We start from the raw sequence: 17,670 nt of genomic DNA, 5'->3' as shown, positions 1-17,670 counted from the left end.
CTCTCTGTAGAGGAAAGCAGGGAGATGGCCGTGAATGACCAGTATGAGCTTTATTGCCTGGCGGATCGGCTTTTTTATGATTCGCCGGATAATCGGCAGTCGGAGCATGATGATTTCCCGGTAGCCGGCCGGGAGGTGCCGGTCGGGTGGGAGCATCAGCCGACCGACACGTGGATGCACTACGCGCCGGCTGACCGGCAGATCGCGATGCAGGGCTGGAAGATTCACGTTTCGGCCCGGCTTGAGGACGCGGATCGGGTGCTGGGGGCGGTCTGGGACTACTGCGTGCCCAGGGACATCCCGTTCAAGTTCCTGCGCAGCGCTCCGGTCGTGACCATGCTCAACTCGAAAGCCGCCCCTCGGGGATCAAGCGGCAAGCTTGTCACGATTTATCCGCATGAGTCGGAGCTGGAGCTCGCGCTCAAGGAGCTCGATACGCTCCTGCGCGGCGTCGAAGGGCCGTACATCCTCAGCGACCTCCGCTATGCAGACGGGCCGCTGTATGTCCGTTACGGGGGCTTCGTCCCGCGCTACTGCCTTGACGACAGCGGCGAGCAGGTCACCGCGATCGAGAACGCCGACGGTGACTTCGTCCCCGACGTTCGCGGTCCCTCGTTCGTCGTTCCGCCGTGGGTTCAGTTGCCCGAGTTCCTCAAGCCCCAACTCGAAGCTCGGAATGCGGTCACGACCGGCGGGTTGCCGTACGAGATCGAGGCGGTGATGCACTTTTCCAACGGCGGCGGGGTGTATCTGGGGTGGGAACGGCGTACCGGTGAGCGGGTGGTGCTCAAGGAGGCCAGGCCGCATGCGGGGCTGGACGCCGGCGGGCGGGATGCGGTGGCTCGGCTCCAGCATGAGCGGGACATGCTCCAGCGCCTGAAGGGCCTGGACGCTGTCCCGGAATATCGTGACTATTTCACCCTGGGTGAGCACCACTTCCTCGTCATGGAGTTCGTCGACGGGAATCCGTTGCAGCGCCAGCTGGTTCAGCGCTACCCGCTGACCAGGGCCAACTGCTCGGCGGCGAGCCTCGCCGAATACACCGCGTGGGTGCTGGAGATGTTGCCCCGAGTCCGGGACGCGGTCGAATCGCTGCACCGGCGCGGCGTGGTCTTCGGCGACCTGCACCCCAACAACATCCTGGTCACCGAGACCGGCCGCGTGGTTCTCATCGACTTCGAAGTGGCCATGCCGGTCGAGGACCAGGGCCGTTCCCTGCTCGCTCATCCCGCCTTCCTGGCGCCCCCGAACCGCCGCGGCGCGGAGGTCGATCTCTACTCACTCGCCTGCCTCTGCTTCGGCCTGTTCGCCCCCCAAGCCACCATCATGCTCCCCCTGGCCAACAACAAGATCACCCAACTGGCCCACCTGATCACCACCACCTTCCCGGTCCCCCCAGAGACCATCGCCACCGCCCTGCGAACCATCCAGGGCGACGCGGCAACCCCTCCGGCCGCTGACGTGGATGCGCTCTCCTTCAAGGGCTCCCCCGAGTGGCCGTCCGGCGTGGATGCGATGGTTCGAGCGATTCTGGCCACTGCTACGCCCGGTCGTCGGGATCGGCTCTTTCCTGGAGACATCGCGCAGTTCCGCCCAGGAGGCGGTGTCAACTTCGCGCACGGCGCCGCCGGTGTGCTCTACGCGCTGGATGCGGCCAGAGCCGGGCGATACCCGGAATACGAGGACTGGCTGCTGGACCGGGTGTCGCAACCCGCCCCCGGAACTCCGCTGGGCTTCTATGACGGATTGCACGGCATCGCCCACACGCTCGATCGATTCGGGCACCGAGACACCGCGCTCGACCTGGTCGACCGTACGATGCGCGAGGACTGGCGGCGGCTGGACACCAGCCTGTCCACCGGTCTGGCCGGAATCGGGCTGAACCTGCTGCACCTCGGCCTGGACGCGCAAGCCGTCATCGAGGCCTGCGCCGACCGGCTCCCCGACGACGTGCCTGAGCTAAGCGGTGGCTCCAACCCGCGGGCAGGGCTCATGCACGGCTCCAGCGGATCCGCGCTCTTGTTCCTGCACGCCTACGAGCACAGCGGCGACCACGCCCTGCTCGACCTGGCCGAACGCGCGCTCCGCCAGGATCTGCGGCGATGCATCCGCACCCAGGACGGCTCCCTCCAAGTGAACCAGGGCTGGCGAACATTGCCCTACCTCGAGGAAGGGTCGGTCGGAATCGCCCTCGTGCTGGACCGATTCCTCACCCACCGCCCCGACGAAGAACTACGCGCGGACCTCGACGCGCTCCAGCTCGTCACCCGATGCGGCTTCTTCGTGCAGCCTGGCCTGTTCGCCGGCCGGGCGGGGCTGGTCCTCGCCGAACCGGATCTGATCCCCGGCCTGGCCTGGCATGCCCTCCCCTACCGGGACGGACTCGCGTTCCCCGGCGACCAGTTGCTCCGCCTCTCGATGGATTTCGCCACCGGGACCGCGGGTGTGCTGCTCGCCGTGAGCGGCGCTCCGCTCCCCTTCCTGCGACCGCCCGGCGTGCACACCGGTTCAGGGGCGCCCCTGTGACCGGACGCCGAGCGGCACCCGTACCGATCGAGTCTCGAAGGAGGTGAACACGCGCACATGGTTCTTCTCGACCTTCAGGCCATGGAGGTGCCGGGTGGCGGCGGCCACGGCCACGGCGGCGGCAGCACGCTGACGCTGCTGGGCTGCCAGTCGAACACCCCCAGCAACCTGAGCCTTCTGCTCTGTCACTAGAGCACTCGCATAACCAATGAATCCCCCGATAAACAAGGAGCACGATCATGGTTCTTCTCGACCTTCAGGCGATGGAAGTCCCCGGCGGCGGCCACGGCCACGGTGGTGGCGGGAGCACGCTGACGCTGCTCGGCTGCCAGTCGTACACGCCGAGCAACCTGAGCCTGCTGCTCTGCCACTAGCACGAGACCCCGAGCCCTGAGCTGCCCCAGCTCAGGGCTCGGCCCTTCTGGAAGGAGCCACACGGGTGCGTACCGCGGATCAGCTCGTGACCGGGGCGATCAGGCGTGGCGGGCCCGCTGTCGGGGTGCTGGCCGTGACCTCGGTGGCCGGGGGGGTGCTCGCGCTGGCCTTGCCGTACACGCTGGGCCGGACCGCTGACGCCCGTTCGGGGGGCTGGCTCGCGGTGAGCGTCGCGGTTGTCGCGCTGCTGGTCGTCTGTGACACGTTCGGCGTGTGGGCCGGGGGCGCGAGCGGGGCGCGGGCGTCGGCGTGGTTGCGGCATCGGCTGGTACGGCATGTGGTGGGCGTCGGGCCAGGATTGACCCGGTCGATCCCGGAAGGTGATCTGGTGACCCGGATCGGGATGAACGCCGAAGAGGTCGGCCGTGCCCCGGATGCCGCGATCACCGGTGCCACGATGCTCATTCCTGCGGTGGGCAGCCTGGTAGCGCTCCTGCTCATCGATCCTTGGCTGGCGTTGACGCTGGTGGCCGGGCTCGCGGTCATCGTGCTGGTGTTGCGGACATTCCTCCGGGTTTCGACCGCGCTCGCGGGGGGCTATCAGGAGGCGCAGGCGGACATCGCCGCGCGGCTGGTCGACGCCGTCGCCGGGGCCAGGACCATCGCCGCCGCCGGGACCGCCGCGCAGGAGACCCGCCGCGTGCTGTCCGCGCTGCCGCAGGTGCGCGCGCACGCGCTCGAACTGTGGCGCGTCCGCGCCCAGGCGGGCGTGCAAGCCGCCGTCGTGATCCCCTTGCTGGAGGTCTGCGTGCTCGGCGTCGGCGGATTCCGCCTCGCCGCCGGCGACCTCACCACCGGCGAACTGTACGCAGCCGCCCGCTATGTCGTCCTCGGCGCCGGCCTCGGCTCCGCCCTCGGCTACGTCAGCCAGGTCGCCCGCGCCCGCGCCGCCGCCCGCCGCATGGTCACGCTTCTGGACGAATGCCCGGCCCCCCACGGCGTACGGCACCTGCCCGACGGACCCGGCGCCCTCACCTTCCACAACGTGCTGGCCCCTGGCCTCACCATCCCCGACCTCAAGATCCCCGGCGGCACGGCCGTCGCCGTCGTCGGCCGTTCCGGCTCCGGCAAATCCCGCCTCGCCGCCCTCGCCGGCCGCCTCACCGACCCGGCCGGCGGCGAGATCCTGCTCGACGACGTCCCGCTCACCCTCCTGTCCCGTACGGCGCTGCGGCACGCGATCGGCTACGCCTTCGAGCGCCCCGCCCTGGTCGGGGACACGGTCGCCGACACCATCGGGCCCGCAGCGGAGGAAGCCGCCCGCGCGGCGGGAGCGGACACGTTCATCCGGCGGTTCCCCTCCGGCTACGCCACCCCGCTGGCCGACGCGCCCATGTCCGGCGGCGAACGCCAGCGCGTCGGGCTGGCCCGTGCCTTCGCGCACGGCGACCGGCTGCTGGTGCTCGACGACGCCACGTCCAGTTTGGACACCATTACCGAGCATCAGGTCGGGGTCGCTCTGGCCGGGGACCCCCGTACTCGGCTGATCGTCACCCACCGGGCCGCCATGGCGGCCCGCGCCGACCTGGTCATCTGGCTGGAACGCGGCCGGGTACGCGGCTACGACCACCACTCCCGCCTGTGGCGCAACCAGGACTACCGATCCGTCTTCCAGGCGGAGGCGTCATGACATTTCAGCTGTTGTGGCGGGCGGTGGCGCGGGAGCCGGGGCGGGCGTGGCGGCTGGCCGCGTGGTCGGTGGCGGAAGTGGCACCGTCGTTCGTGGTCGGGCTGGCGTTGGCGGGGGCCATCGATGACGGGTTCGGGGGCGGGCGGCCCGAGGTCGGGGTGGTCTGGGTTGGCGTGCTGGGGTTGTCGTGGGTTGTCGCGGCGGTGGGGGCTCGGCAGGCCTTGCTGGCGTTGGCCGGGATTGTGGAGCCGTTCCGGGAGCGGTTGATCGCGGGGGTCGTGCAGGACGCCCTGGTCGGGGCACGGGTGGAGGCGGCCGCGGTGACGCGGTCGAATCTGCAGGTGGAGGTGGCCAGGGACGCGTTCGCGACCGTGCTCGGGGTGCTGCGGTCGTTCGTGTTCACGCTGGTCAGCGTCGTGCTGGGGATGGCGGCGCTGATGCCGGAGGTGCTGGTGCTGGTGCTGCCGCCGTTCGTGCTGGGCGTGGCGCTGTTCCTGCTGTCGCTGCCCGCGCTGGCCCGGCGGCAGCGGGAGTTCCTGGTCGCCGATGAGCGGACCACCGAGGTGGTCACGATGGCGATGGGCGGGTTGCGGGATGTCGTGGCCTGCGGCGACGAGGAGCGAACGGTCGCGCTGGTCGGGCGCCGGATCGACGAGCAGGCGGCGGCGGCCCGGGCGCTCGCGCGGGTCACCGCCGTGCGGACGTTCTCGCTCGGGCTGGGCGGCTGGCTGCCGGTGGTGCTGGTGCTGGGCTTCGCGCCGGGGTTGGGGGCGAGCCCAGGTGTGGTCGTCGGAGTGCTGGCCGCCGTCGTCCAGTCGCTGACACCCGCGCTGGGCGGATTGGTGGAAGGGCTAGGGGTGAGCGGAGTGCGGCTTGTGGTGACGTTGGAGCGTCTTTTGGGCAATCGACCGGCGGAGGGTCCGCAGCGGGTCATGCCGCCGGATGTACGGGTTGAGCTGTCGGGGGTGACATTTCGGTATGGGCCCCACGCGGAACCTGTTGTCGCCGGTCTTGATCTGGTTGTGGCGGAGGGGGAGCATCTCGCCGTCGTCGGGCCCAGCGGGATCGGTAAGTCCACACTCGCGGCGTTGATCACCGGGTTGGTCCGGCCCGATGAGGGTGCGGTCACCGTCGGCGGAGTGGCCGCGGATCGGGTGGACCCCGCCGCGCGGGTGCTCATCCCGCAGGAGGCGTACGTCTTTCGCGGGACGCTCTGGGACAACCTCACCTATCTATCGGTCGCGTCCGCGTCCCGGGTCGACGGAGCCGTCGACGCGGTCGGTGCGCGGGAGCTGGTCGGACGGCTCGGCGGCTATCAGGCCGAGATCCATGCGGGGCTGTTGACCCCGGGGGAGCGGCAGTTGCTGGCTCTGGTCCGGGCCTACCTGTCGCCGACGCGGCTCACCATCCTGGACGAATCCACCTGCCATCTCGACCTGGCCGCCGAAGCCCGCGCCGAGCAGGCGTTCGCCCGCCGGGGCGGCACCCTGATCGTCATCGCCCATCGCCTCACCTCGGCCCTGCGCGCCCGCCGCATCCTCGTCATGGACGGCAGCAAAGCCGTGTCGGGCACACATGCCGACCTTCTCCGCACGTCTCCCCTGTATGCCGACCTCGCCGGACAGTGGGGTCCCGATCTGGAGAAAGTTTCATGAATACCCCGTTCTACCCCGACGCGGAACGTCAGCCCATTGTGGATGTCATGCACGGGCACCGGATCGAAGACCCGTACCGGTGGCTGGAGGATCCGGACAGCCCGCAGACCGAGAAGTGGCTGGCCGCCCAGGACGACCTCTGGCGCGCCCATTCGCTCCCCGCCCGGCCTCGCCTCCGCAACCGAATCGCCCAACTCACCGCAACCGGCGTCATCGGCACCCCCATCTGGCGAGGCGAGCGCGCCTTCCGCCTTCGCCGAGAGCCTGGCCAGGAACACGCCATCCTCTTTGTCGGCGTCCCAGATCAAGGGGAGGAATCCGGGAGGCTTCCCGGCCATATCGGGGAAATGGTGTGGCGGGTGGTGCTCGATCCGATGGTGGTGGATCCGGCGGGGATGACGACGCTTGATGACTGGCATCCGTCGCCGGACGGGAAGTCGGTCGCCGTGCAGCTTTCCCGGCGGGGGGAGGAGCGGGCTCAGCTCTACGTGCTGGATGTGATGACGGGCGAGGTTGTGGATGGGCCGGTGGGGGATTGCCGGTATTCGCCGGTGGCCTGGTTGCCCTCGTCGGACGCGTTCTACTACATCCGCGGGCGGATGGTTCACTTGCGGCGGCTTCGTGGGGATGATCTGGCGCTGGTTGAGGCGGATGGTCTGGCGTTGAGCGCCGACGGGCGATGGCTGACGCTTTCCACCAATCGAGGGCCTGGCAATGACATCCGGTTGTGCGACCTGGCGGGGCCGGAATGGCGGGAGGTGGAGGGCCGGGGCGCCAAGACGGCGGTGACCGTGGCGGCGAATGGGCGGCTCTATGTCGCGACGACGCAGGGGGCGCCGCGGGTGCGGCTGGGCGTCGGGGATCCCGCTGATCCGAATGCCTGGCGAGAGTTGGTGCCTGAGGATCCGCAGGCCGTACTCACCGATTTCGCATTGATCGACGGCGCGCTGCTGGTGACGCGGATCCGGCATGCGATCGGCGAGATCAATGTTCACGACCCCGTGACCGGGGAGTGGAGAAGCGCGGTTCCGCTTCCCGGTCACGGTTCCATCGGGCGGATGTCCGCGTGTGGGCATCAGGTGTGGTTCACGTACGCGGATTACGTCACGCCGGAGAGCGTGTATCGGTATGACGTCCGGACCGGGCAGACCACGCTGTGGGAGCCCGCGCCCGGCCGCGCCGACCTGCCGGAGGTCGAATCCCACCAGATCGAATACCCGTCCGCTGACGGCACCCTGGTGCGCATGGTCGTGCTCTCCGGGCCTTCCACCGGCCCTCGACCCTGCATTTTGTACGGCTACGGCGGATTCGGTGTCCCGCTGACTCCGGCCTATTCGAGCTATGTCCTGCCCTGGATAGAGGCCGGGGGGATTTTCGCCTTCGCTCAGATCCGCGGCGGTGGCGAAGAAGGAGAAGACTGGCACCGCGCCGGCACCCTCGACCGTAAACAGAACGTCTTCCATGACTTCGCCGCCGCCGCGGAAACCCTGATCACCGGGCGCTGGACCACGCCGGACCGCCTGGGCATCTGCGGCGAATCCAACGGCGGCCTCCTCGTTGGCGCCATGCTCACCCAGCGCCCCGACCTGTTCTCGGCCGCCGTCTGCTCCGCCCCCGTCCTCGACATGGCCCGCTACGAACTCTCCGGCCTCGGCCCCCGCTGGCGCGCCGAGTACGGCTCCGCCAGCGACCCCGACGCGCTCGCCTGGCTTCTCCGCTATTCCCCGTATCACCACGTACGCGAGGGGGTCCGATATCCCGCCACGCTCTTCACCGTCTTTGGGAGTGACACCCGAGTAGATCCCTCACATGCGCGAAAGATGTGCGCCGCCCTGCAACACGCCACCGCCGGGCCCCGTCCGATCCTCCTCCGCCACGAATCCGATGTCGGCCATGGCGCCCGTGCAGCCAGCCGCTCCATCGAATTGGCCACCGACATGCTGGCCTTTTTCACCGCCCACCTCCGAAGATGAGGGTTTAGCTTGATCTTTGACCTCCCGTATTGCTGTCCGGCGAACTCCCGAACTCCCCGCTCGATTAACGAGGTCAATCAATCCGCCCGGTTAAAGATCAAGCTGAGAACGCCCTACAGAATGCCGCTGCCGCTCTTGGCGCCGGTTCGGCGAGAACCGTCACCTGCGTGAACGGCGCCGGATAACGGCGATTAGCGCGGAGACCTGCTTATTCTGTTAGGCGCGCCTTAGACGCTGGCGATTTCGAACCACACTTTGTTTCGGCCGGCTTCGCGGACCATGCCCCAGCGGGCCGAGAGTGCGTCCAGCAAGGGGAGGCCGCGACCGCTGGATCCGTTTGGGATGGAATGGCCCGCGCATGGAGGGCTTGCCGATCCCTCGTCCTGGACGCAGACGCGTACTCGGCCGCGGGGAAATGTCACGGTCACCGTAAATTCGCCCCCGTCGCCCGACCGGGAGTGCACCACCGCGTTGGTGGCGATCTCGCTGGTCAGTAACACACAGTCATCGTGCAAGGGGTGATCACGGCCAAGTGTCGCCGACACCAACCGGCGGGCTTGAACCACCTGATCCCGCCCCCCGGACAGCCGCGCCTCGACATTCCCAGTCGCGGGGACAGCGGAGGCGGTCCCTCCCGTCGCTGCAGGTGTGGCATTCCTGACAGTAGTGATGCTTCCCATCTCGTTCCCCGACCCGTTCATGAGCCCCCTCCTATGGCCGCGAAATGAAGACGCACGGGCGGCTCTCCTGAGATGTCGCGAGAAGGTAGGAGTTGGCTTCCCTTATGGAACCGTTTACGCCGGGATGTGAAGCCTGTCAGCACGAGGTACCGAAGTGGCCTAACTCCCACCGCAGGTGATCGTTCGGCCTGTGCGGTCGTGCTCTCGTCGAGGATGTCCACCGCTATCCACATGGTCGCGGCAATCGGGCGGAGGCGGTCCCGCGCATAGGTGAGCCCGGATCTGTCGGCAGTCCTAGGACATGACGTCGCTGGATGTGGCGCGTCCTCAGGGGGTCAGTTTTGCAGCGCCGTCGACACACGAGGCAGGATGCGGAGAGTAACTGGACCTGATCCCAGCTTGTGCGGGTCGGGGGCCCGGTGCCGCGTCCGACCGAGAAGAACGGCAACTGGACCTGATAGGAGCTCGTGCGGGATGGCCTGTGCGCGGTCAGCCGCACGTGATACCGCGTAACTGGACCTGATCGCAGCTCGTGTGGGTGGGTGCCCTCGTCTCTGACGTCGCGCAGCTCGTGTGTCTGGCCCTGATAGCAGTCTGCGTGGGGGCCGACAGGCGTAGTGCGCTTTTCGTGCGTTGGGTGTCCTTGTTTGGTGGTTGGTCTGGGTCTATGTGCTGTTCGGCGGTAATTGGCTAGCCTGATGGGTGGGAGGTGGCTCATGTCCGAACCGGAGGGACGCTCAAGCGCTCAGGATCATGAGTTCGTTGTGGAGCGGGTCAGGGATATCACCAAGGGCGAAGAAATCGTTATCGAATCTCGTGGTGGGGTGGATACCGCGATTCGTATTATTTTCCCGACTTCGTGGGATCGGATTATTGAGCATCCTGAATCGACGACAACCGGTGAAGACGAATAGGAACGATGACGGCTCGATCAAGTTCGTAGCCGAGGCGATCATGCAGGCATGACGGGTTGCCAGTGCCTCCGGTAGATCCACAGCCAGTGGGCGAAGCCCCGCAGCCTCCGGCGGGTTGCGTATCTCGATGTGGCCGTCCGAATTCAGAAGGGCGTGCCCATGGGTCGTTACTGGAGTTCTCGGGTGGTTTCTGTGATGAGTTCGTCGATGACGTCGGGGAGGTGGCCGGTGGTGGTGAGGGTGCGGTGTTGGCGGTGGGAGGAGGTGCCGGTGGAGAGGAGTTGGGAGGCGAGGTGTGAGACCTCTTCCCAGTCGCCCAGGTCTTTCAGGGCTTCCTGGGTGTAGTGGAGGAGGCGGTCGAGCATGGCGGCGGCGGGGAGTCTCTCGGCGGTCATGGGGTCGATGAGGTCGGCGGTCAGGCCGGAGCGGGCGGCGCGCCAGGTGGCGGCTTTGATCATGGGTGGGGAAGTGGGGACCGGGGGGCGTTCGGCCTGGATTTCGTCGATGCAGGTGAGGGCCAGGGCTCTGGCCAGGCCGGCGAGGAGGACGGTCTCGTCGATGGTGGTGCACGCGTCGGCGATGCGGAATTCGAGGGTGGGGTAGCGGGTGCCCAGCCGGGCGTCCCAGTACAGGTTGCCCTTGTCGGTGAGCGCGTCGCTGTCCAGCAGCTGGCGGACATGCTCGGCATAGGCCGCATGGGACTCGAAGAGGGGTGGCGGACCGCCGATGGGAAATCCCGCCCAGAGGGGGTTCCGGAAGGATTGGTAGCCGGTGTCGGCGCTGTCGTAAAAGGGGGAGCTGGCCGAGATGGCCAGCAACATGGGGAGCCAGGGTTGGACGCGGTTGAGGACCTGGACGGCGAGCTCCTGGTCGGCGATGCCGACGTGCACGTGGCAGCCGCAGGTGACCCGGCGCTGGACCACATCGCGATAATGCTCGAAACACCGGTCATACCGAGGTTTCCGCACGAGCCGGGTGGTTCGCCAGTCGGCGGTGGGCATCGTCCCGGCGGAGAGCACGGAGAGCCCGGCGTCTGAGGCCGTCTGGGTGAGCGTGCCCCGGAGTTTCCTGAGTTCGGCGCGGAGTTGCCGCAAGCTGTGACACACGTCGGTTCGTGTCTCGACTGTGGCCAGATGGAATTCGTGGTCGAATCCGTGATAAGTGCCAGCCGTGGTGGGGCCCGCGGCGAGCAGGGCGCCCATATTCGGCAGCCCTTCCGGTGCGAGCATTCGGCTCACCGGATCAACAATGAAGAACTCTTCTTCCACTCCCATCGTGAGCACACCGCGACTATACCGACGTCATTTCTGAAGTCAAACACCCAGGAAAGGCCCTAGATTGTATATAAGGATGACCAATATCCGGACAAGAATCGGGATTTTGCTCATTGGTGCCGCGGGCTCCGGGGCATGGGGCCGCCGCGGGTGATCTCCGAAATAATTGGGAAATTATCGACGAAACGCTATTCTCGTAGCGTCTCGGCTCGGCGGAGGAACAGGCTCCGCTCGCGCTCGTTGCGGGTCAGCCCGGCGGCTCGCTCGAACTCCTCCCGGGCCTCCGCCGTACGCCCCAGCCGGGCCAGCAAGTCCCCGCGCACGGCAGGCAACTGCGGATATTCCCGAAGCGCCTTCTCCGCTCCCAGCCCTTCGACGATCTCCAACCCCCGCCCAGGGCCGTACGCCATGCTCACCGCCACCGCGCGGTTCAACTCCACCACCGGCGACGGCGCGACATGACCGAGAACCAGATACAGCGCGGCCATCCGCTCCCAATCGGTGTCCTCCGCCGACATCGCCCTGGCGTGACAGGCGGCGATCGCGGCCTGCAGGCCGAAAGGGCCGAGGGTGCCGAGTGATTCGGCGCGCTGCAGGGCGGCGAGGCCGCGGCGGATGAGCAGCCGATCCCAGCGTCCACGATCTTGATCGAGGAGCAGGACGGGTTCGCCGGCCGGGCCAGTGCGGGCGACGATCCGGGACATCTGGAGTTCCATCAGGGCGACCAGTCCGTGCACTTCCGTCTCGGATGGCATCAGACCCGCCAGGATCCGCCCGAGCCGCAATGCTTCCTCGCAGAGCGACGGGCGCATCCAGTCGTCCCCGGAGGTCGCGGCGTAGCCTTCGTTGAAGATGAGATAGATCACCTCCAGCACGGAGGCCAGTCGCGCGGGCAGTTCCCCAGGAGGGGGCAGCTCGATCTTGATGTGCTTGTCGGAAAGGGTGCGTTTGGCGCGGAAGATGCGTTGTCCGACGGTCGGTTCGGGGACCAGGAACGCTCGTGCGATCTCCTCGGTGCTCAGCCCGCCGAGCAGCCGGAGCGTTAGGGCCAGCCGTCCTTCCGTTGACAGCACCGGATGGCAGGCCGTGAACAGCAACCGCAGCATGTCATCGCCGAACGGGTCATCGAGCGCGTCCACGGTTTCGGTCTCGACGTCCGCCTGTTGCCGTTCCTGATCGCGGCCGAATTCTTCGAGTTTCTGTTCATATCGGCTGCGGCGCCGGAGCAGGTCGATGGCGCGGTGTTTGGCGGTGAGGGTGAGCCAGGCCCCGGGATTGTCCGGAACTCCCGATTGCGGCCACTGCTCCAGCGCGATGACCAGCGCGTCCTGCGCCAGCTCTTCGGCCAGCCCCACGTCGCCCACGATCCGGGCCAGCCCGGCGATCACCCGTCCGGCTTCCATCCGCCAGACCGCCTCGACCACCCGATGCGGATCGCTCCCCGTCATACCGGTCGATCCAAGCACGTCGAATCGCAAAACACGATGTCGGTTGATTAAAACCATTCTGTCGATCAGGGGGAAGGGAACGAACCCTGCCGAAGGAACTCCACTGCTGGCGATCGGTGTCGAAGTCCCGGGATGCCGAACTCTTCCGGCCGGAGGAACTCGACTGCTGGAGGCCGGTGTCGAGGTTCCGGGATGCGGAACGATCCACGGCTAAACGGACTCAACTGCCGTAGGCCGGTGTCGAAGTCCCGGGATGCCGAACGACCCCCGGCCGAAGGAACTCGACCGGGGGCCATGTCACGAAATATCAGGCGAAGTCTTCAGGGCCGTAGACGCGGTGGACGATGGCTTCGCCCTCGAAGCCGGGCCACAGGTCGCGGTGGAGCTTCATGAAGCGGCTGCCCCACTCGACCGCCTCCTCCTTGGACCTGACCTGGTACAGCGCGTAGCTGACCAGTTCCTTCGCCTCGGCGAACGGCCCGTCGGTGACGGTCAGCTTGCCGCCGACCACCTCGACCCTGGCCCCTTCGGCGCTGGGAGCCAGCCCGCCGTTGTCCAGCAGCGCGCCCGCCTTCGTGGCATCTTCGCCGAGTTTGTTCACGGCCTCCATCAGCTCGCTGGGCGGCGGAGTGTTCGGCCGGGCGGTGATGGCGAGGGTAATCAGGTATCGCATCGCTTTTCTCCTTGGTGTCAGATGCGGCGGTACAGATGGACGGAAACGAGGGAGAGCCAGGTCCAGATGATCAGAACCCCGGCGACGAAGGTCAGGTTCGACCAGGCCGCGCCGCCGCCACTGCTCACGGCGGCGAAAGCGGCCGCGAACAGCACCCCGGACGCGCCGGTGTAGGCCGCCCACCCGGTACGGCCTTCGCCCGCGAACCGCCGCGCCATGATCAGGCACGCCACGATCAGGCAGGTGAAGCCGATGCCCCCGCAGACGAAATGCATCGTGCCATGCCACGTTACGACTCCCGGCCCTTCGGGCGTACCCACCGGAAAGCCCAGGGCGGGGTCGGCCCTGAAGAGTCCGGCGCCGATCAGGCTCAGGCCGTACACGGAGATGAGGCGGGCGGTCCACGGCGAGCCGATGGCGCGGCCGATGCCGATGGCGGCGGCGAGGGTGGCGAGGCCCGTGATCACGAAGTTGGTGATCTGGATCCAGCCGAGGTCGCCGTTGGACAGGAAGCTCCACGGGTGGCGGGTGAGGTCGAAGCCTGTTCGGGTCAGGGCCTGGGCGAGGGAGACCGTCACGTAGAGCGGACCCGCCAGGACGCCGTAGCCGAGTAGGGATTTGGTGCGACTTGTCTGCGGGTCGCAGGTGAGTTGCTCGGTCATGATCCTGCTCCTTGCGTGTCCTGGGTTGTTCGGCCCGATGACTACGCTTCGAATGAGGTCACGCCGATTCGACAGCTTCCGAGAAGTTTTTTAGCGTTGTGGTTCGATCATGGTCTTGAGGCCCTGGCGGCGGGTGGCGGCGATGAACGCGGCGGGGGCGTCGGTGAGCGGGTAGCGCGCGGTGACCAGCGAGGTGACGTCGATTCTGCCTTCCTCGACCAGGCGGATCGCGCGCGGGTAGACGTCGTTCATTCGTCGTACAAGGGCGAGGGTGAGGCCTTTGCGCCGGGCCAGGGAGGCGCGGAACGACGTGCGGTCCCCGTCGGGGATGCCGGCCAGGACGACTCGGCCGCCGGGGCGGGCCAGCTCCAGCGAAGTCTCGACGGCGGCGTCGTTGCCGGCGACCTCGAAGACCACATCGGCTTGGGCGTTTTCGGGGAGTACGGCACCGAAACGTCGGGCCGCTTCGGCGCGATGGGGGAGCGGTTCGACGGCGATGATCGTGGACGCTCCGGCCAGGCGGGCGAGCTGGATCAGCAGCAGGCCGATCGGGCCGCAGCCGACCACGGCGACCGTGCCGCCGAGGTGAAGATGGCCCAGGTCGAAGGCGTGCAGGGCGACGCCGAGGGGTTCCAGCATGGCGCCGTCGCTGTCGGAGACGCCGTCGGGGAGGGCGTGCAGGAGTTCGGTCGGCCAGACGATCATCTCCTGGAGGCCGCCGTCGAGCCGATCGTGTCCGGCGAATCGGATATATGGGCAGAGGTTGCGGTAGCCGCTTCGGCAGCTTGTGCATGTTTCACAGGGAATGGCGGGGTCGACGGCGACGCGGCGGCCGTGGGCGGGGCCGCCTTCGATGACGCCGGCGAATTCGTGACCGACCACGAGGGGGGCGGTGATCGTGGCGTCGCCGATTCCGCCTTCGGCGTACCAGTGCAGATCTGAGCCGCAGAGGCCGACGGCGGTGACTCTGACGAGGGTCATACCGGGTCCGACCTGGGGGATTGGTTCGTCGGTGAGCCGGATGTCGGCTACGCCGTGGAGTCGCGAGACTCTCATGGGGTTGTCCGCATTTGTGCCATAGGGCTCCGACCTTTACTAGAGTCTGGGAATCTGTCAAGAATACGTGTGGCCGTCCTGATGCACGCTCGGTGTGTACGCACTGGGCAGACTTTGTATAGTTAGGTAGCAGATTGACAATTTGCTATAGCAAAAATACGGTGTTTGCGTGACTGGCGCCGCGCTCTCCCACCTGACCTCCGAGACCCTCGCCGACCAGGCGTATGCCGCGCTGCGGCTGGCTATCGCCAACGGTGAGCTCGCGTGGGGAGAGAAGATCACCGAACGCGGCCTGGCGACGCGCCTCGCCGTCAGCCCGACCCCGGTTCGCGAGGCCCTGCGCCGCCTGGAGCAGGACCGCCTGGTCGAACGCACGGGACCTCGCTCATTACGGGTGGTACGGCTTTCGCCGGAAACCCTGGCCGAAATCCGCGAAGTAGAAGTGCAACTCCAGGGCTTGACCGCACGGTTCGCGGCCCGGCACATCGATGCGGAAACGCTGGCCCAATTGGACTCCGTGCTCGCCGAAGCCGATCCGCTTCGAGCCACCCTGGTCCGGATCAGCAACGCGGGCGGCACCCCACCCCCCGATACCGTCCAGCGCCTCATGGCCGCCCTTCGACGATTCCACACAATCGTGGAGGAAGCAGGTGCCAATCCGGTCCTGGCAGGCCTCCTGGAGCAAGCACGCGCCTTCAGCCCTGCTGTGAAGGTGGAATCAGCGCTCGCCCAAATCACGTCCTCCGATGGAGCGTACGAGGAACATCACCTCCTCCTCCAGGCCCTTCACGCCCACGACGAATCCCGCGCCGAACAAATAGCCCGCCACCACGAAACACCCCCACCAGACACGGCGTAACTGATCCGGGGGTTCTCCCACCCACCCACCCTTCTTGCCCTGGTCGTAGCTATAGGAGTTCAGGCCCGTCATGTGTGCCTATGGCCCGGCCTCATTCAGCTGGGCCCCTGGCGTCACTGTTGCTGCCCCCAGCCGCCATCAGCCAGGTCAGGTCCTCGTCCCAGCCGGGCTCGACGGGTGTTCACGAGTTCTGGAAGATCGCCTCCCGGTGCGGCACGGTAGTACTACAGCGGCCACGCAGGAGGTATGCACGGAACGGCCGCGGAGCACACGGTGTCGCCGGCCGGTGACGGAGCCGGGCAGAAGCGGTCCCGCGGTGGCAGTGCCCCGGTGGCAGGGAAGGTGTTCGTCGCCTCGTCGGCGCAGCTGCCCAATCCGAACACGCCGTGGCCACCCTGGTCGACGGTGACCATGGCGGCCCGCCGGCCGAGCACGGCGCGCAGGCCGCGCGCGCTCCGCAGGGACGTGGACGGGTCGCGGGTGTTCTGCAGGATCAGCACATTGCGCGGCCCGTTGCCGGTGACCGTCACCAGCGGCTCCACTGGCCGGGTCGGCCACGCCGCGCACGGCCAGAGGTTCGACGGCATACCCGCCGTCACCGGCCACGCCCGCCGGTCGGCCGCGACCTGCCGGGCGTGCAACGCCACGCTGCCCGGCCAGGCGACGTCATTGCAGACCACCGCGTAGAGAGCGGCGACGTGATTGTCCACCGGCACCTCCGCCGTCCCGGCTCCGTCACTGTCCTCGATCCCGGAACCGTCAAGCGTGGCACGATTCGCGACTATGTCTCTGGTCGGCTCGTGCTGGCTACGCCCGAGGCGCTTCATTGATCGTCGAGAAAGAGTTCTTCGATCTTCAGGTTGAACAGCTTGGCGAGACGGAAGGCGAATGGAAGGCTCGGGTCGAACTTCCCTGTTTCGATCGCGTTGATCGTCTGCCTTGACACGCCGGCACGCTGCGCCAGGTCAGCCTGCGTCCAGGCGCGTTCGGTCCGAAGTTCCTTGATGCGGTTCTTCATCGGTATCTGATCTTGCCGACGACGAAGGTGATCGAGTAGACGACTCCCAGGAGCACGGGGAAGAGTGCGATATTGACGTCGTAGGTGATGAGGCCGGCGGCGTCCGCGACGACGTAGGCGAATCCGCCGACCCACCCCACTCCGAGGGTGACCTCCAGCGCATCCTGTAAGAATTTCCGATGCAACTCATCGAGTCCTCGGAGAAAGCGCGCGAAGGCGACGATCCATCCGATGCCGACGACAAGATTGGCGGCGACTGCGGTCCAGCTCGCCACCGGTTGCTGCGAATCCCATAGGAGTCCGGGACCGACCCTGGCCAAGGCCAGGGTCGCCACCCAGGCGAGTGTCCAGAGTACAAGTCGAACGGTTGTCTTGATCGAGTCCCCATAGGCCCCGGTCGCGTTGTGTGCTTGCACGAGTTGCCCTTCCTGCGGCGAGAAGTCAAGTACACTTGACACGGTAGAAGGCGCCCGCAGCGATGTCAAGTACACTTGACAATGGCCGAATCGACCCCGCTCTGGACAGTGGACGGTCGTGGTGTGCGTTCTCGCCCTGCCGCGCTCTGCCAACGGGGCGCCGGCCGCCGATCCTGCCGCGTCTGCGGGCTGCTTCCAGGCCGTTCTTGGTCTTGCGGGTGATGTCGCGGCAGCGGTCTTCGGCCAGGGCGAGGGCCAGGTTCCGGCGCGCATCGCGCCGGGGCGCTGCCTGGCAGATCGGCCGGCCGGCGCGCCGGATCCGCCGCCTGGCCCCCTGGCTTGTGCCCCGCCAGTCCCCGCGTGCGTGCTGCTGGCATCATCAGGTGAACTGGGCCCCACTCGCGCGTTGCTTCGTGCGGGGAACTACGGTGGTGGCGGGGTCGGGCGGAGC

The 17,670-nt window shown here is 67.4% G+C and carries 17 protein-coding genes; 8 read left to right on the top strand and 9 right to left on the bottom strand.

Annotated features, from left to right (window positions below):
• Positions 1-30: 30 nt before the first annotated feature.
• The 6 genes from lanKC to Aple_RS26465 all read left to right on the top strand — a co-directional run bounded on the left by lanKC (position 31) and on the right by Aple_RS26465 (position 8,219).
• On the top strand, positions 31-2,526 hold the full coding sequence (gene lanKC, locus Aple_RS26490; protein ID WP_155347423.1) for a class III lanthionine synthetase LanKC: 2,496 nt from the start codon (positions 31-33) through the stop codon (positions 2,524-2,526).
• 57 nt (positions 2,527-2,583) lie between these two features.
• The gene (locus tag Aple_RS26485; RefSeq protein ID WP_155347422.1) at positions 2,584-2,718 is read left to right on the top strand and encodes a SapB/AmfS family lanthipeptide; all 135 of its coding nucleotides are present in this window, start codon (positions 2,584-2,586) and stop codon (positions 2,716-2,718) included.
• A 47-nt stretch (positions 2,719-2,765) separates the two neighbouring features.
• Positions 2,766-2,900, top strand: coding sequence for a SapB/AmfS family lanthipeptide (locus Aple_RS26480; protein WP_155347421.1), 135 nt, complete (start codon positions 2,766-2,768; stop codon positions 2,898-2,900).
• Positions 2,901-2,965: 65 nt separating this feature from the next.
• The gene (locus tag Aple_RS26475; protein ID WP_155347420.1) at positions 2,966-4,591 is read left to right on the top strand and encodes an ATP-binding cassette domain-containing protein; all 1,626 of its coding nucleotides are present in this window, start codon (positions 2,966-2,968) and stop codon (positions 4,589-4,591) included.
• A complete protein-coding gene (locus Aple_RS26470; protein WP_155347419.1) occupies positions 4,588-6,246 on the top strand; it encodes an ATP-binding cassette domain-containing protein in 1,659 nt (552 codons plus the stop codon). The genes Aple_RS26475 and Aple_RS26470 overlap by 4 nt, the downstream gene beginning before the upstream one ends.
• Complete coding sequence (locus tag Aple_RS26465) at positions 6,243-8,219, top strand: prolyl oligopeptidase family serine peptidase (RefSeq protein WP_155347418.1); 1,977 nt, start codon at positions 6,243-6,245, stop codon at positions 8,217-8,219. Before Aple_RS26470 ends, Aple_RS26465 begins: the two co-directional genes overlap by 4 nt.
• 227 nt (positions 8,220-8,446) lie before the next feature.
• Here Aple_RS26465 and Aple_RS26460 read toward each other — a convergent pair whose 3' ends face one another.
• Positions 8,447-8,899 (bottom strand): ATP-binding protein, encoded by a 453-nt coding sequence (locus Aple_RS26460; RefSeq protein ID WP_155347491.1) that lies wholly within the window; start codon positions 8,897-8,899, stop codon positions 8,447-8,449.
• A gap of 716 nt (positions 8,900-9,615) precedes the next feature.
• Here Aple_RS26460 and Aple_RS26455 point away from each other — a divergent pair.
• Positions 9,616-9,813 carry a hypothetical protein gene (locus tag Aple_RS26455; RefSeq protein WP_155347417.1) on the top strand — a complete coding sequence of 66 codons (198 nt, stop codon included), beginning with the start codon at positions 9,616-9,618 and terminating at the stop codon, positions 9,811-9,813.
• 167 nt (positions 9,814-9,980) lie between these two features.
• Here the strand turns inward: Aple_RS26455 and Aple_RS26450 are convergent, their stop codons facing one another.
• The 5 genes from Aple_RS26450 to Aple_RS26430 all read right to left on the bottom strand — a co-directional run bounded on the left by Aple_RS26450 (position 9,981) and on the right by Aple_RS26430 (position 14,926).
• Positions 9,981-11,087, bottom strand: coding sequence for a carboxylate-amine ligase (locus tag Aple_RS26450; RefSeq protein WP_246264796.1), 1,107 nt, complete (start codon positions 11,085-11,087; stop codon positions 9,981-9,983).
• Positions 11,088-11,275: 188 nt separating this feature from the next.
• Complete coding sequence (locus tag Aple_RS26445) at positions 11,276-12,535, bottom strand: RNA polymerase sigma factor (RefSeq protein WP_155347415.1); 1,260 nt, start codon at positions 12,533-12,535, stop codon at positions 11,276-11,278.
• A 307-nt stretch (positions 12,536-12,842) separates the two neighbouring features.
• Entirely contained in the window at positions 12,843-13,208 is a 366-nt protein-coding gene (locus tag Aple_RS26440; RefSeq protein WP_155347414.1) for a YciI family protein, read from the bottom strand.
• A 17-nt stretch (positions 13,209-13,225) separates the two neighbouring features.
• Positions 13,226-13,870 (bottom strand): DUF998 domain-containing protein, encoded by a 645-nt coding sequence (locus tag Aple_RS26435; RefSeq protein WP_155347413.1) that lies wholly within the window; start codon positions 13,868-13,870, stop codon positions 13,226-13,228.
• A 90-nt stretch (positions 13,871-13,960) separates the two neighbouring features.
• Positions 13,961-14,926: a zinc-dependent alcohol dehydrogenase gene (locus Aple_RS26430; protein WP_155347412.1), complete on the bottom strand. Its 966-nt coding sequence runs from the start codon at positions 14,924-14,926 to the stop codon at positions 13,961-13,963.
• A gap of 169 nt (positions 14,927-15,095) precedes the next feature.
• Between Aple_RS26430 and Aple_RS26425 the strand changes: the two genes are divergently transcribed.
• A complete protein-coding gene (locus Aple_RS26425) occupies positions 15,096-15,785 on the top strand; it encodes a GntR family transcriptional regulator (protein ID WP_155347411.1) in 690 nt (229 codons plus the stop codon).
• Between the two features lie 224 nt (positions 15,786-16,009).
• On the opposite strand, the gene Aple_RS26420 is transcribed toward Aple_RS26425, so the two are convergent.
• From Aple_RS26420 to Aple_RS26410, 3 genes are all read right to left on the bottom strand, one after another.
• Entirely contained in the window at positions 16,010-16,495 is a 486-nt protein-coding gene (locus Aple_RS26420; protein WP_218038512.1) for an alpha/beta hydrolase, read from the bottom strand.
• 113 nt (positions 16,496-16,608) lie between these two features.
• Complete coding sequence (locus Aple_RS26415) at positions 16,609-16,803, bottom strand: helix-turn-helix transcriptional regulator (protein WP_155347409.1); 195 nt, start codon at positions 16,801-16,803, stop codon at positions 16,609-16,611.
• Complete coding sequence (locus Aple_RS26410) at positions 16,800-17,261, bottom strand: hypothetical protein (RefSeq protein ID WP_155347408.1); 462 nt, start codon at positions 17,259-17,261, stop codon at positions 16,800-16,802. The genes Aple_RS26415 and Aple_RS26410 overlap by 4 nt, the downstream gene beginning before the upstream one ends.
• Positions 17,262-17,670 lie beyond the last annotated feature (409 nt).

It is taken from the genome of Acrocarpospora pleiomorpha (assembly GCF_009687885.1).
GTDB classification, from domain to species: domain Bacteria; phylum Actinomycetota; class Actinomycetes; order Streptosporangiales; family Streptosporangiaceae; genus Acrocarpospora; species Acrocarpospora pleiomorpha.
This window is presented reverse-complemented; position numbering and strand designations above follow the sequence as displayed.